The following is a 14852-nucleotide window of genomic DNA, read 5'->3' on the forward strand; positions in this document are numbered from 1 at the left end:
TGCGGCGATAGTATTGGCAAATGGACGTGCTGGGCCTGACCTATGATCAATACACGGATGCCGAACGAGATGCGGTGGTTAAGGCGTTTCCACGTACGTCACAGTTCAAGGAATACATCATTCAAGCTTTCTATGACGGCATCAGACACAAGCCTGATACGACCTTTGGCACCGTGAAAGCGGATGTTATTGCCGACAAGGAGCCGCATTTTCATCGCGGTAATTTCTGTAGCGTTATCCGCTGCTCGCATTGGCACGGTTAAGCGATGTGAATAAAAACGAGAGCGCCCCAATCGAAGAGGCGCTCTGCTTGTTTCGGCTGAAGTAATGTCAGCAGACGACGGGAAGCCGTCGTGCTTTGCGCCATTCGATCGCTGTCCTCATCAGGTGGGCAGCATCGGCGAATGTTGCATTTTCTTTCCAGCGTTCCGCATGGATGAGACTGGACGGAACGATGTCCCTCAATGCTTCAAGTGTATGACGAGGAATGGTGTCGGTACAGCTCCACAGGCGCCGGAAAACGACACTTATCCGCGTGATCTTACCATTGATTGCTACGACTGGTTCTGCTGTTTCCAGATTCCAGTGCTCATAAGCATCGACTGCGTCCTGAAATGCGTGATGCAAATAGATCGGTGCATGACCGTCATGAAGTGGGGGCAGCAAACTAGACATGTCTGTTTCCTCTCTTTCAATGGTGGTTCAGCTTCAGGCATCTACGGAAACTTCGATACAGGACTCCGCAAATGCGGTTCAAAAAGAGCCGATACTCGCTCTTCATGCATGTGCCGCATCAATTTCTGCTCACGGAATACGACAACACATAATTAACCATGATCTATGCAAGGACGGGTGCTTGGCAAGGAGAAAATTTCTTTAAATGAGCGGAACGGGGAAAATCAATTCAGCCTGAAGCGGGCCGCTAGAGGCGTCGATGTCCAACGCTTTTAAGGATTTTTTATCTCTCCAAAAATTGTATTCACTTCGAAAAAGAGAAACAGTTTTCGATATTTATTGCCACTGTGACAGAATTTGCCCTGCATTTGTTTTTTGGCCAGTGTAGACAATGAAAAAAGGGAATTGAATTTCAGAGGCAGTGACATGGCTCGGTTTATTGCATCGCGCAGAGCGTTTCTGGTTGGCTCGACTTCGCTGGTGGCTCTGCCACTTTTACCGCGGTGGGCGACGGCAGAGGAAAAGCCGCAAAAAGGTGGGCGACTGGTTGTTGCAGCGGATTCCGAACCGCGCAATCTCAACCCGGCAATTGTCGCGTCCAATGGTGTCTTCTTCGTTGCAAGCAAAGTGATAGAACCGCTGGCGGAAGCTGCTTTTGATGGCGAAAATGGTCTTGAGCCACGTCTGGCACTGAGCTGGAAAGGTTCAGATGACGGCCTTACTGCGACGTTCCGTTTACGCGAAGGTGTAAAATGGCATGACGATAAGCCATTCACTTCTGCAGATGTGGCATTTTCGGCGATGGAAGTCTGGAAGCCGCTGCAAAACCTCGGCCGAGTGGTTTTCAAGGCGCTTGAAAAAGTTGAAACGCCTGATGAGCATACGGCGGTTTTCCATTTCAGTGAACCTACGCCGTTTCAGCTTATCCGCAACGCGCTCCCTGCGCTGACTGCTGTTTTGCCGAAGCATGTTTTTGATGGCACTGACATTGCCTCCAATCCGGCGAATGAAAAGCTGATCGGCACCGGGCCTTTCAAATATGCAGAACACAAGGCCGGCGAATATTATAGGCTTGTGAAAAATGATGCTTATTGGGGAGGGGGCGAACCATATCTCGATGAGATCATCTATCGTGTGCTGCCGGACCGCGCAGCCGCAGCCGGAGCGCTGGAAGCCGAAGAAATTGATCTCGCAGCGTTTTCCGCCGTACCTTTGGCCGACCTTGATCGTGTCTCAAAATTATCAGGGCTGACGGTCATTTCCAAAGGCTATGAAGCGCTGACGTATCAGCTTGTTGTCGAGATAAATCATCGGCGCAAGGAACTAAATAATCTCAAGGTTCGGCAGGCCATTGCCCATGCCATTGATCGCGATTTCCTAGTCAAAACGATTTTTCTTGGTTTCGCAAAGACCTCGACTGGTCCTGTGCCACACTACGATGACCAATTCTATACCGGCGATGTAACAGCCTATCCTCTCGATGTGGAGAAGGCGAACGCGCTTCTGGATGAGGCTGGATACAAGCGTGGCACTGATGGTACACGGTTTGCGTTGAAACTTCTGCCAGCACCTTATTTCAATGAAACCAAACAGTTCGGCGATTATCTCCGGCAGGCGCTTGCAGAAGTCGGGATTGATGCACGCATTGTCAACAATGATTCAGCCGCTCATCAGAAGGCTGTTTATACGGATCACGATTTTGATCTTGCTATCGCACCGACTGTCTATCGAGGTGATCCTGCTATTTCGACTACCATTCTGGTTGAAAGCGGAATTCCTGCGGGCGTTCCTTTTTCCAATCAGGGTGGTTACACCAATGCGGCGCTCGATGCGGTGATCGCAAAGGCCGCGCATGAAGTTGATGAGAAGAAGCGCATCGAATTGTATCATCAGTTCCAGCAATTGGTGGAAGCTGATCTGCCTCTCATCAATGTGGCCGAATGGGGCTTTATAACCGTCGCTAACGAGCGCGTGAAAAACATCTCCAACAACCCGCGCTGGGCGGTATCCAACTGGGCAGATGTCTGGATAGCACCGTGACGAAGCATTGCTTTGATTGTACGCTCAAAGCGTGGCACAGATTCTAACCCTTTTCAGGAAACGATTGATTGGCAGCATTATTGTGCTGCTGATTGTTGTTATTGGTTGTTTCCTCATGCTTGAAACGGCACCGGGCGACGCTGTCGATGCCTATGCTGTAAGCTTTGGCGGGGATGCCACAGCCATTGCCGAAATGCGCGCACGTTGGGGACTGAATCAATCGATCTGGCACAGACTTGGCGCTTATCTGTCAGCACTTCTCCACGGCAGTCTTGGCTGGTCGGTAAGTTTCAACCGCCCCATTCTTGATGTGATCCTTGAGCGGCTGCCCAATACGCTTTGGCTCATGGGAGCGGCGACGGCACTGTCCTTTGCTATTGGCTCTCTGTTGGGCATTGTTGCAGGCGCGAGACCCGGTAGTTTGCGCGACCGTTTCTTGTCCGTTGCATCGCTGGTGCTGTATGCCATTCCAGGTTTCTGGCTGGCGCTGGTGTTGGTGATCCTGTTTTCCATCAGGTTGCGCTGGCTACCTTCAAGCGGGATTGAAACGATTGCCTCAGGTAAAGAAGGATTGGCGCGCGCAATCGATATAGCGCGCCATTTGGTGCTACCGGTTGTCTCGCTCGCGCTGATTTATCTGGCGCTTTATCTCCGTGTCATGCGTGCTTCCATGGCTGATATCTGGCGAATGGATTTTGTCAGAGCACTGAAAGCACGCGGCATCTCTCGCCCGCACATCGTTGTGCGCCATGTTGCACGCAACGCGCTTCTGCCTGTTGTCACCATGCTTGGGCTTCAAGCTGCTTCAATGCTTGGCGGCAGCGTGGTGATTGAAAGCGTCTTTGCTGTGCCGGGTCTTGGGCGATTGGCGCAGGAGGCGATGGCAAGCCGTGACACGCCGCTGTTGCTTGGCATCATTCTGACGAGCGCTCTTATGGTGATTGTCGTCAATTTCGTTGTTGATCTTCTCTATCTCTGGCTCGATCCGCGTATTGCTGCGGGGAAGGCTGGATCATGAACGGGTTTAAACGCTATTTCGGTACGGGCGAGGGCATCGCGGGCGCAATCATTCTCGTTCTGTTGATCGTTGCTGCTCTTTTCGCGCCGCTGCTTTTCCCCGGCGATCCCCAGCGCATTGTTGCAACGCCTTTGCTTGCACCTTTTGACAACACAACGTTTCCGCTTGGAACTGACCGGCTCGGACGCGATGTTCTGGCCGAGCTTTTTCATGCAAGTCGTATTTCGCTGATTGTAGGGCTTGCTGCCGCTGTAGCTTCAATCCTCATAGGTAGTATCGTCGGAACGCTGGCGGGTTTTGCTGGCGGATTTGTCGATGAAGTGTTGATGCGGGTTACGGAAGCTTTTCAAACCGTACCGGGGTTTCTTCTGGCGCTGGCATTGGTCAGTATTGCCGGACCATCACTGTCGGTTCTTGTTGCGGCAATCGCCCTTTCAAGCTGGACGCAGGCCGCACGCCTTACCCGAGGGCAAGTGCTTTCGATCCGTGAGCGCGACTATGTGGCGTCGGCTCGGGTTATCGGTATGCACCCGCTCGAGATTGCCTTTCGGCAAATATTGCCCAATGCCTTACCGCCAGTTCTGGCGCTGGTTCCGGTGATCGTTGCCTCAGCAATCTTGATTGAAGCGGCTTTATCATTTCTCGGACTGGGTGATCCTAATCGCGTCACGTGGGGCGGTATGATCGCCGAAGGTCGCACGGTTCTGCGTTCTGCACCATGGCTATCGATCTTGCCGGGACTGGCATTGGCACTCACTGTCGTCGGCGTCTATCTTGCAGGTGAGGGGATTACCAATGCGACGTCGCGCCGCGAGGTGCAGTCATGAAGTCTCTTGTAAGCCTTCAAAATCTCAGTATTCAGTATGGTCGGGATGCTGCTCTGCAAGATGTTGATCTTGTTATCGATGCCGGTGAAATCCTCGCAATTATTGGTGAAAGCGGTTCCGGCAAGAGCACACTGGCACTGACATTGGCCAATCTCCTGCCAGCTAATGCGGTTGTCTCAGGACGCATCAATTGGCGCGAGGGGCTACCAAAGCTGGGTCGCGACATCGGGTTTGTATTTCAGGACCCGGCTTCAAGCTTTGATCCGCTTATGCGTATCGGCACACAACTCGTCGAAACAGTTCGCGCCCATGAAAAGATTGACGTCAAAGCCGCAAAGATCAAAGCGATCAGGCTGTTAGAGCGTGTCCATATTCCCGAACCGGAAGACAGTTTCTTCCGTTACCCGCACCAGTTTTCTGGTGGCCAGAAACAACGCATTGCTATAGCGCTTGCGATCGCGGCCAACCCGCAGGTGCTGATAGCTGATGAGCCAACGAGCGCGCTCGATACTATTGTGCAAAGTGAAATCGTAGCTCTTCTGCGTGATCTGGTGCGAGCAGACGGCATGACGCTGATTTTCATCACGCACGACATTGCTCTGGCCTCTAATCTGGCGGACCGCATTGCAGTATTTCAGCATGGCGAACTTTTGGAACTTGGTACGGCGCGCGAGGTTATCTGTAGTCCGCAAAGCGATTACACGAAGCTACTCATCAACGCGGTTCCCACACTGGAGACTGCACATGGTTAGGGCTCTGTTGGAGGCGAGCGAAATGGTCGTGCGCTACGGCGATAAGATGGCCCTCGACCGAGTAAGCCTCGAAATTTTTCCGGGTGAAACGCTGGCTCTCGTTGGTTCTTCTGGCAGTGGAAAATCAACGCTTGCACGAGCGTTGTTGCGATTGCACCCTGTTGATGGTGGCAAGATTTATTTCGAGGGTGAAGATTGGCTCACACCAAAAGGTTCTGCTCTTCGTAAGCTTCGTGCTCGTATGCAGATGGTATTTCAGGATCCACTTTCCGCCTTCAACCCACGGGCAAGCGTTTACGAGTTGCTGCGCGACCCGTTGCGGATTCACAGACTGAGCCGGAACGTTTCCGAGCTTCTGCAACAGGTCGGCCTTGATGCCAGGCTCGCTAAACGCGGCGTGCATGAGATTTCCGGCGGTCAGCGCCAGCGCGTAGCGATTGCTCGCGCACTTGCTACGTCTCCGTCGCTTATCGTTCTGGATGAAGCAGTATCGGCGCTTGATGTAACAGTGCGCGGTGCAATTCTCAAACTGTTGCGGGAAATACAGCAGTCCGAAGGTACGGCTTATCTGTTCATCACGCATGATCTGGCAGTTGCAGCACAGATGGCTGATCGCATTGCGGTGATGGAGCGCGGGCGGATTATTGAATGCCGCCCGGCACGAGAGTTGATTGCAGCGCCGCATGCGCCTGTCACAAAGGCGCTTATTGAAGCGGTGCCGAGAATTATTGCTTAGGCCTTACCAAGCTCGATAGAACGCTTGCGAGCTGCATCCACTGCCTCAGCGACCAGATTCTTGAGGCGATCGTCACCCATGAGCACATCAAGCGCTGCGGCCGTTGTGCCGTTGGGGCTTGTCACCTGTTCACGCAGCTTGGTTGGGCTATCGCTGCTTGCAGCTGCAAGTGCACCCGCGCCCATAACAGTTTGCATGGCAAGAAGTGCCGCGGTTTCGCGCGGAAGACCAGCAGTCACACCGGCATCGGTCAACGCTTCGATGAAGTGGAACACATAGGCCGGGCCTGAACCCGAAACGGCCGTTACGGCATCCATCTGTGCTTCGTCCTCAATGCTCGCCACCTTGCCAGACGTCTTGAGCAGGCTCTTCACAAAAGCCGCATCTTCTTCACGCACATTCGCATTCTTGTAGGTCACAAGCATGCCCTTGCCAATTGCGGCTGGTGTGTTGGGCATACAGCGCATGATCCGGGCGTCGCTGCCCAGTTGCTGTTCGAAAAATGAAACTGGAATGCCTGCAGCCACGCTGACAAAGGTCGCATTTGGCGCAAACCGCTTATATGCAGGCAATACATCGCCCATGACCTGTGGTTTAACCGCGATAAGGATCATACGTGGATTTAAATCGTCAGACAGGGAATCCACACTTGAGCAGGCATTGACGCCAACACCAGCGGCACGGCTCTGAAGAGCTTCTGAAGGTTCAACAACATACACATTCTCGGATTGCAAAATGCCGCTGTCGAGCCAGCCTTTCAGCATTGCAAAGCCCATATTGCCGCAACCAACGAGAATAACTGTATCTTGCATGAGAATGTTCCGCCTTCATGAATCGAGTGTTGAAGCACTGCCGTTTGTTGTGTCCGGTATAGCCTTCCGCAGACACAAATCGCAAGGCTCACGGCAAAAAGTCTGAAGGGCGAGGTGGGGCGTGTATTCCAGACTTGGGAGAAATTCCTTGTTGAATATCAGCAACTTTATAGATAACTCTCGTTGCTGAAATTGAATATTGGCTGATAAATCTATTGTAAAACATCGCTTTAAAAGGTGAAGCAAATGCTTGGAAGAGCTTTCCATATCGTGCGTGTGGCTGCGATTGCAGCAGGTGTCATGGTCGCAGGTGCTGCAGCGGCAGAAACGCCTGCTGGACCGGAATGGGGTGTTAAGGAAATCAGCAAGTTGTCTGATACTGATCTTGTTCTTACGTCATCTGCGGGTAAAGCTTTCATGGATAAGCTGGCTCCAGTGAGGGACAAGGCTTGCAGTGCTCCAAGCGAAAATCGCCCGGATTTTGATGAGTATTGCTCGTGGGCCTTCAATAATGATGAAGCCGATTTTGATATCCTGCTTGGTATCAAAGACAATAAAATTGTCAGTATCGTTGCATCCACTACACCTGAAAACAGTGATGTCTGGGTGTGTGAAAAAACCCAGAAGGGAATCCCGGAAAGCGATCTCCAGACTTGTAACATTCGTTCCGCGGACGAAAAAATCCGTACGCATTGGTCTGAAAGCTGGGAAGTCTTCCTGAATTCCATCAACTAAAATCAGTCGTCTGTTGATAGTTATTGGAGCGATGCCGACGCAAGTTGGCATCGCTTAATTTTTGCAATTTTACTTTGATTTATTGATTGCTTACTTTTCTATTCCAGAATGCTTCATAAAATAGCATTGAGGGAAACAATGGATCCGGCGTTAACGATTGGCGTGCCACCTGCGGAGGCCTTTACCCACGTCCGCATTATCATCGGTATCATTCTGGGTCTTTGCGTATCACGTCTGCTGACGGGTTCCGCACGTTTCATACAGCATCCGGGAAAGCAGAAAATATACCCGGTCCATTTGGCATGGGTGGCTTTCATCCTGCTGTCGGTCATCCATTTCTGGTGGTTCGAGTTCAATCTGAGGACCATTCATCTCTGGACTTTTGAAAAATATTTCTTCGTGATTTTTTATGCGGGGCTTTATTTCCTGCTCTGCACGTTGCTCTTTCCAGATAGTATGGAAGAATATACCGGCTATCGCGATTACTTCATTTCCCGACGCAAATGGTTTTTCGGCATTCTTGCAGTGGTTTATGTCGCGGATGTCATTGATACGCTTCTCAAAGGCATGGAGCATTATAATCTTTACGGGATTGAATATCCTATTCGCGTCGGTGCGCTGATTGCGGGAAGCCTTATTGCAATGTTTACCGATAACCGGCGTTATCATGCGGTGTTTGTTACATTTGCACTGCTATACGAAATCGCCTTCACACTCAGGCATTTTGCGACTTTATCCTGAAACTTCTGCTTTCGAGATTGTCATATCCGTTGATGACGCTTATTGGCATGTCTGCTGGATAAAGGCGATGTATCCCAAGGCGTCGCCTGCCTGGAGCGCTCGTCGATCTGAATAGATCAGACTGGGCTCCGATTATTTGATTGAAGCGTATCTTATCCGAAAATCGTTTCGCACTTTTCGGGATACGCTCTTAAACGGAGCATTCGATATGGCCCAATTGATCGATGGCAAGACGCTCGCTGAGGATGTGATTTCCACGGTAAAGCGTGAGACTGAAAAGCTCGTCAGTGCGACCGGGGTCGTTCCTGGCATCGCAGTGGTGATTGTAGGCAAAGACCCGGCAAGTCAGGTCTATGTGGCCTCGAAAGGCAAGAAGGCCAAGGAATGTGGCTTTGTTTCTGTTCAGCATGATTTGCAGGAAGATGCATCTGAGCAAGAACTTCTCGATCTGATCGACAGCCTCAACAACGATCCGGCCATACACGGTATTCTGGTGCAACTCCCGCTGCCAAAACACATTGATTCAGGTCGTGTGATTCAGACCATTTCGCCGGAAAAGGACGTCGACGGCTTTCATTTCATCAATGTCGGCAAGCTTGGCACTGGTGAAGTCGATACGGCTTTTGTCCCATGCACACCGGCTGGCGCAATGATTATGATTGAGCGCGTTCATGGCCGCGATCTGTCTGGTCTGAATGCTGTTGTGATTGGCCGTTCCAATATTGTCGGCAAGCCGATGTTCAATCTGTTGCTTGCTGCCAATGCAACCGTGACCGTTGCGCATAGCCGCACCGCGGATTTGCCGGCAATTGCACGCACGGCTGATATTCTGGTCGCCGCTGTTGGCCGTCCGCAGATGGTCAAGGGCGATTGGGTTAAGCCTGGCGCAACCGTTATCGATGTGGGTATCAACCGCATTCCGGCACCTGAAAAGGGTGAAGGCAAGACGCGTCTGGTTGGCGATGTCGATTTTGCAGATGCTGAAAAAGTGGCCGGTGCCATTACGCCGGTTCCAGGTGGTGTAGGTCCTATGACCATCGCCATGCTGATGGCAAATACGCTGACAGCTGCTTGTCGCAGCGTGGGCTTTGATAAGCCAGTCTTCTAAAGTTCAGATCAATAAAAAAGGGCCGCAACGTTTACGCGGCCCTTTTTGTATTTGTGAATATCGTTGTCGGAAAACCGTTCCCCACTTTTCGCGACATGCTTTAGAATACGGATGCACCTTCATCGGCGCGGCCAGCGATCTGGCGGAAAGCGCGGAAAAGTTCACGCCCCATTCCGTATTCATTGCCGGAGAGGTCTGGACGCTGTTCGATGCGCTCGTCAAAAAGCGTATCGTTGATAAGCACTTCCAGCTTTCCATTGACAGCGTCAACCCGAACAATGTCGCCATTGCGGATTTTTCCGATCGCGCCGCCGTCCAGGGCTTCGGGTGTAACGTGGATTGCGGAAGGCACTTTACCTGATGCGCCGGAAAGGCGTCCATCAGTGACGAGTGCCACGCGCTGTCCACGATCCTGCAAAATGCCAAGCACAGTCATCAGCTTGTGCAGTTCAGGCATTCCGTTGGCTTTCGGCCCTTGATAGCGGACAACGGCGATGAAGTCGCCAGTGAGGTCACCTGCTTTGAATGCAGCCTGCAATTCAGACTGATCGTTGAAGACTTTTGCGGGCGCTTCGATGACATGGCGTTCAGGCTTCACTGCGGAAACCTTGATGATTGCATTGCCGATGTTGCCGGTCAAAATCTTGATGCCGCCGGTTGGCTGGTAAGGCGCGTGAATCTTGGCCAGCACTTTGTCGTCACCGCTCTTTTCGGGCACCGGTTCACGCACGACATTGCCATCCGCACCGAGCTTGGGCTCGATCGCGTAAGGTCGCAACCCTTCGCCCCAAACGGTGCGGACATCTTCATGCAGAATGCCGCCATCAAGCAGTTCGCGGATCAGGAAGCCCATGCCGCCTGCGGCATGGAAATGATTCACATCGGCAAGTCCATTTGGATAGACGCGCGCCAAAAGCGGAACAACGTCGGATATTTCCGAAATATCCTGCCATGTGAGCTTAATGCCTGCCGCAGCTGCCATGGCGATCAGGTGAATTGTATGATTGGTCGAGCCACCTGTGGCGTTCAACCCGATAATGCCATTCACAAAAGAGCGCTCATCAAGCATTTCACCGACGGCCGTATATTCGTTGCCACATGCGGTGATTGCCAGCGCGCGTTTGGCTGCTTCGCGGGTGAGGGCGTCGCGCAAAGGCGTGCCGGGATTTATGAAGGACGAGCCTGGCAGATGCAGCCCCATGATCTCCATCAGCATTTGATTGGAATTGGCGGTACCATAGAAGGTGCAGGTGCCCGGTCCATGATAGGATTTCGATTCAGAGATCAACAGTTCCGCGCGCCCGACCTTGCCTTCGGCATAAAGCTGACGGGTTTTTGCCTTCTCATCATTCGGCAAGCCGCTTGTCATAGGACCAGCCGGAATGAAGACCGCAGGCAGATGACCAAACGTCAAAGCGCCTATGATCAGTCCTGGCACGATCTTGTCACAGACGCCGAGATAGACGGCAGCATCGAACATGTCATGTGACAGGCCAACGGCAGTCGCCATTGCAATTACTTCGCGTGAGAACAGCGAGAGTTCCATGCCTGCAAAGCCTTGCGTGACGCCGTCGCACATTGCAGGAACGCCGCCCGCGACCTGTGCCACGCCACCTGCTTCGCGCGCCGCTTTGCGGATCAGTTCAGGATAGGTCTCAAAAGGTTGATGCGCGGACAGCATGTCATTATAGGCGGTGATAATGCCAAGGTTTGGGACAATATCAGCAGTGAGCGCCGCTTTGTCATTCGGGCCACAGGCTGCAAAACCATGCGCGAGATTGGCACATCCAAGCACCGTGCGATGGGGTTGCCTGGACGCAGCGTCGCGCACGCGTCCAAGATAGGCCTCGCGACTGGGTTTCGAGCGTTCAACGATACGCTCGGTAATTTTCCTGATACGGATATGTGCAGTCTGCGTCGTCATGGGTATCACCTGCTAAAATAGTGCGAGGTTTGCCTGCGGTTTAATCCGACAGTCCCGAACGCAAACTGCTGCGTTTATGATCGGAACCGTTAACTCGTCCAGTAGAGCTGGATCGGCTTGCGGGCATGGCGGAATACCGCACGCACCGGCATTTCATTCTGGTCGTCGCCCGCGAGCGCTTTCTCAAGCGTCGCCTGCTTGGCTGCACCTTCAATGTGCAGAACCAGCATGTCGGCTTCAGCCAGCAGTGGTAGCGTAAGGGTCAGACGCTTTTCGCCTGCACCTTCTGCATGGATCGGCAGAACGACGGCCTTGGTCGTAGGATCAATGGCCTGATCAAGTCTGTCGGCATTCGGGAAGAACGATGCCGTATGGCCATCATTGCCCATGCCGAGCACAACGACGTCAAAAGGGCGGCGCAGTGCATCAATGCGATTGGCGGCAGCAAGTGCCGCTGTTTCAGCCGTCGCAGCCGGATTATAGAGCCCGACAAACTTTGCGACCCCTGCATGATCGCGCAATAGATGGTCGCGCACCAGCTTTTCGTTGGAACGTTCACTGCTTGGAGCGACGAAACGTTCGTCAACAAGCGTAATTGTAACGAGTGTCCAGTCGATCATCTTGCGAGATAGGATGTCAAACAGCTTGAGCGGCGTTGTGCCGCCAGAGACAGCGAGTGTCGCTTGCCCCCGCTCAGCGATAGCGGCAGCCAGCTTGTCCGCAATCGCTTCAGAAAGCGACTGGGCCAGTTCCGTTCCGCTGGTGAAATCGTGCCGTTCGATGCTCATGCCATACCTTTCAAGTCAGGACAGTCCAGAGCGAGCACCCCCCATACCGGGTATTCGCGCTCGCTCTTTCTTTTTTGGCACAAAGACTGATCCGGAAATGTCTGTCAATGTCTCCGGGGCTTAGGGCTTTCTTTACAGGCTCTCGTGCCAGGTCCGGCCATCACGCTCGATGAGGGCGATGGAAGACGAAGGTCCCCATGTGCCTGACGTGTAACCCTGAACCAGCTGGTTGTTCAGTTCCCATCCCTGAAGGATAGGATCGACCCAGCGCCATGCAGCTTCCACTTCATCGCGACGCATGAACAGCGTCTGATTGCCTCGAACAACGTCCATGATCAGGCGTTCATAAGCATCGGGGTTACGTTCGCTGAACGATTCTGCAAAGCTCATATCCAGTGGAACGTGACGCAGGCGCATACCGCCCGGGCCCGGATCTTTGATCATCAGCCACTGCTTCACACCTTCATCAGGCTGCAAGCGGATAACCAACTGGTTGGCTACAACCTTTCCGGCATTTTCACCGAAGATCGAATGCGGGATTGGTTTGAACGTGACGACAATTTCCGACACGCGAGTTGCAAGACGCTTGCCCGTGCGCAGGTAGAATGGAACGCCAGCCCAACGCCAGTTGTCGATTTCTGCCTTAAGCGCCACGAAGGTTTCCGTGTTGCTGGTGTCGCTGCCGAGATCTTCCAGGTAGCCCTTTACCGGGCCGCCTGCTGATGCGCCGGCGCGATACTGGCCGCGAACGGTCACGTCTTCGACATTAGCGGTTGTGATTGGCTTCAGCGAGCGAAGCACTTTGACCTTTTCGTCATGTACTGCGTCGGCCTCAAGGGACGAAGGTGGCTCCATGGCGACCAGGCAGAGCAGCTGGAGAATATGGTTCTGCACCATATCGCGCAGTGCGCCAGCGGTATTGTAATAACCAGCACGACCTTCGAGGCCGACAGCTTCGGCAACTGTGATCTGCACGTGGTCGATATGTGCGGAATTCCAGAGCGGTTCATAGAGCGCATTCGCGAAGCGCAGAGCCATCAGGTTCTGGACGGTTTCCTTGCCGAGATAATGGTCGATACGGAAAATCTGGTCTTCGCGGAAAACACTGCCGATTGTATCGTTAAGCGCATTGGCGGATTCAAGATCGCGGCCAATTGGCTTTTCAACGATAATGCGTGTGTCGCGAGTGATCAGGCCATGAGACTTGAGACGGGTGGCGATGTCACCGAACAGCGTCGGGCTAACAGCCAGATAGAAAGCGCGGATCTTTTCAGGCTTTTTGCCTATAGCTTCCTTGAGAGCAGCCCAGCCTTCTTCGGACTTGGCATCAACTGCAACATAGGTAAGACGAGCAACGAAAGCATCAACTTCCTTGGCGTCAATTTCAGAAGCCTTCACATGCTCGTTGATCGCATCGCGTGCAAACTTGCGATATTCATCATCGGTCATGGCGCTACGCGAGGCACCGATGATGCGCGTCGGCTCACTGAGCTGACCCGCACGCTGGCGCTGATACAGCGCAGGAATCAGTTTGCGTTCGGCAAGATCGCCGGAACCGCCGAAAACGATGCAATCGAAGGGCTCTACCGGTATTATCTGGCTGGTCATATATTGCTCTCTTCCACTTCTAACGCAAATCAGTCTGCTAATAGCAGATTGCGATTTTCGTGCAGCCTCTGTCTATAATCTAATCGATTTAAATTCAACCATTCAAAGTAACATTCTCGCGAATGTTGCCAATTACAGCTGTCTTTGCATCTCGGTTAACCGCATATGCATAGATGACGTGTTCAACATAGGGCCATATTTCAACGCGAACACACCCATGTTGAATATAGTTGTAGTGATTTGACGGGCGGATCATATCTCTCATCCGCAAAAGGAGAATGACATGAAGAGGCTGCAGGACAAGGTTGCGATTATCACAGGTGCTGGATCGGGATTCGGTTCTGCCATAGCGCGCCGCTTTGCAGCTGAAGGCGCCAAAGTTGTGCTGGCTGATGTGAATGTGAAGCGTCTGGAAGATGAACTTGCCGACATCGGCAAGGATGCGCTGTCCGTACAGGCCGATGTGTCGCGTAGAGACGATATGGAGCGGCTGGCTCGTGCGGCTTTCGATAAATTCGGTCGCATCGACATCATGGTCAACAATGCTGGTTTTACGCATCGCAACATGCCTTTGACGGAAGTGGATGAGCACAATTTCGATCTCATCAATGCCGTCAACATGAAGGCGATCTACCATTCGACGCTGCTTGTCGTGCCGATCATGGAACATCAGGGTGGCGGCGTTATCATTAACACTGCTTCCGCCACCGCAAATCGTCCGCGCAAGGGCCTCGCCTGGTATACGGCCTCCAAGGGTTGGGTGGTGAGTGCAACCAAAGCTATGGCTTTGGAACTTGCTGACAAGAATATTCGCGTCAATTGCATCTGCCCTGCCGAAAGCGACAGCGAAGCTTTGGGGATGTTTCTTGCCGAGGACACGCCGCAGGCTCGTGAGTTTCTGAAAAGCACTATCCCAATTGGCCGTTTCTCCAAACCAGAAGATATTGCGGAAGCTGCGCTTTTCCTTGCCTCTGATGCATCTTCTATGGTGACGGGAACAGCCCTCAATGTCGATGGCGGTTACTCGATCTAGAGCATGTCTCCCAAAAGCGAGAGCCGATTTTGGGATAAAGACATGCGTGAAAACA

14 protein-coding genes and 1 pseudogene are annotated in these 14852 nt (G+C 52.6%); 10 read left to right on the forward strand and 5 right to left on the reverse strand.

What is annotated here, in order from left to right; all coding sequences use genetic code 11:
* Nucleotides 1-17 precede the first annotated feature (17 nt).
* Nucleotides 18-263, forward strand: a pseudogene (locus tag CEV32_RS03070) (phosphohydrolase); the annotation flags it as partial.
* Between the two features lie 67 nt (nucleotides 264-330).
* Here the strand turns inward: CEV32_RS03070 and CEV32_RS03075 are convergent.
* Nucleotides 331-675 carry a BRA0787 family protein gene (locus tag CEV32_RS03075; RefSeq protein ID WP_094574042.1) on the reverse strand — a complete coding sequence of 115 codons (345 nt, stop codon included), beginning with the start codon at nucleotides 673-675 and terminating at the stop codon, nucleotides 331-333.
* 426 nt (nucleotides 676-1101) lie between these two features.
* Between CEV32_RS03075 and CEV32_RS03080 the strand changes: the two genes are divergently transcribed.
* Genes CEV32_RS03080 through CEV32_RS03100 form a run of 5 tightly spaced genes read left to right on the forward strand, consistent with a single transcriptional unit; the run spans nucleotide 1102 to nucleotide 6048 of the window.
* Complete coding sequence (locus tag CEV32_RS03080; protein WP_094574045.1) at nucleotides 1102-2715, forward strand: ABC transporter substrate-binding protein; 1614 nt, start codon at nucleotides 1102-1104, stop codon at nucleotides 2713-2715.
* 31 nt (nucleotides 2716-2746) lie between these two features.
* On the forward strand, nucleotides 2747-3733 hold the full coding sequence (locus CEV32_RS03085; protein WP_374882687.1) for an ABC transporter permease: 987 nt from the start codon (nucleotides 2747-2749) through the stop codon (nucleotides 3731-3733).
* On the forward strand, nucleotides 3730-4560 hold the full coding sequence (locus CEV32_RS03090; protein ID WP_094574049.1) for an ABC transporter permease: 831 nt from the start codon (nucleotides 3730-3732) through the stop codon (nucleotides 4558-4560). Before CEV32_RS03085 ends, CEV32_RS03090 begins: the two co-directional genes overlap by 4 nt.
* Nucleotides 4557-5312, forward strand: a complete 756-nt coding sequence (locus CEV32_RS03095; RefSeq protein ID WP_094574051.1) for an ATP-binding cassette domain-containing protein — start codon at nucleotides 4557-4559, stop codon at nucleotides 5310-5312. The genes CEV32_RS03090 and CEV32_RS03095 overlap by 4 nt, the downstream gene beginning before the upstream one ends.
* Nucleotides 5305-6048 carry an ABC transporter ATP-binding protein gene (locus CEV32_RS03100; RefSeq protein WP_094574053.1) on the forward strand — a complete coding sequence of 248 codons (744 nt, stop codon included), beginning with the start codon at nucleotides 5305-5307 and terminating at the stop codon, nucleotides 6046-6048. The genes CEV32_RS03095 and CEV32_RS03100 overlap by 8 nt, the downstream gene beginning before the upstream one ends.
* On the opposite strand, the gene proC is transcribed toward CEV32_RS03100, so the two are convergent.
* Entirely contained in the window at nucleotides 6045-6860 is an 816-nt protein-coding gene (gene proC, locus CEV32_RS03105) for a pyrroline-5-carboxylate reductase (RefSeq protein ID WP_094574055.1), read from the reverse strand. The genes CEV32_RS03100 and proC overlap by 4 nt on opposite strands.
* A 246-nt stretch (nucleotides 6861-7106) precedes the next feature.
* On the opposite strand from proC, the gene CEV32_RS03110 reads away from it, so the two are divergent.
* The 3 genes from CEV32_RS03110 (at nucleotide 7107) to folD (ending at nucleotide 9444) form a co-directional block, all read left to right on the forward strand.
* Nucleotides 7107-7595: a hypothetical protein gene (locus CEV32_RS03110; RefSeq protein WP_094574057.1), complete on the forward strand. Its 489-nt coding sequence runs from the start codon at nucleotides 7107-7109 to the stop codon at nucleotides 7593-7595.
* Between the two features lie 138 nt (nucleotides 7596-7733).
* On the forward strand, nucleotides 7734-8336 hold the full coding sequence (locus tag CEV32_RS03115) for a hypothetical protein (RefSeq protein ID WP_094574059.1): 603 nt from the start codon (nucleotides 7734-7736) through the stop codon (nucleotides 8334-8336).
* A 208-nt stretch (nucleotides 8337-8544) separates the two neighbouring features.
* The gene (gene folD, locus CEV32_RS03120) at nucleotides 8545-9444 is read left to right on the forward strand and encodes a bifunctional methylenetetrahydrofolate dehydrogenase/methenyltetrahydrofolate cyclohydrolase FolD (RefSeq protein WP_094574061.1); all 900 of its coding nucleotides are present in this window, start codon (nucleotides 8545-8547) and stop codon (nucleotides 9442-9444) included.
* A 100-nt stretch (nucleotides 9445-9544) separates the two neighbouring features.
* Here folD and edd read toward each other — a convergent pair whose 3' ends face one another.
* The 3 genes from edd to zwf form a co-directional block, all read right to left on the reverse strand.
* Nucleotides 9545-11368, reverse strand: a complete 1824-nt coding sequence (edd, locus tag CEV32_RS03125; protein WP_094574063.1) for a phosphogluconate dehydratase — start codon at nucleotides 11366-11368, stop codon at nucleotides 9545-9547.
* 89 nt (nucleotides 11369-11457) lie between these two features.
* On the reverse strand, nucleotides 11458-12156 hold the full coding sequence (gene pgl / locus CEV32_RS03130) for a 6-phosphogluconolactonase (RefSeq protein ID WP_094574065.1): 699 nt from the start codon (nucleotides 12154-12156) through the stop codon (nucleotides 11458-11460).
* Between the two features lie 132 nt (nucleotides 12157-12288).
* Nucleotides 12289-13764 (reverse strand): glucose-6-phosphate dehydrogenase, encoded by a 1476-nt coding sequence (zwf, locus tag CEV32_RS03135; RefSeq protein WP_094574067.1) that lies wholly within the window; start codon nucleotides 13762-13764, stop codon nucleotides 12289-12291.
* Nucleotides 13765-14047: 283 nt separating this feature from the next.
* On the opposite strand from zwf, the gene CEV32_RS03140 reads away from it, so the two are divergent.
* On the forward strand, nucleotides 14048-14797 hold the full coding sequence (locus CEV32_RS03140; RefSeq protein WP_094574070.1) for an SDR family oxidoreductase: 750 nt from the start codon (nucleotides 14048-14050) through the stop codon (nucleotides 14795-14797).
* Nucleotides 14798-14852: the final 55 nt, after the last annotated feature.

Source organism: Brucella rhizosphaerae (assembly GCF_002252475.1).
Taxonomy (GTDB): domain Bacteria; phylum Pseudomonadota; class Alphaproteobacteria; order Rhizobiales; family Rhizobiaceae; genus Brucella; species Brucella rhizosphaerae.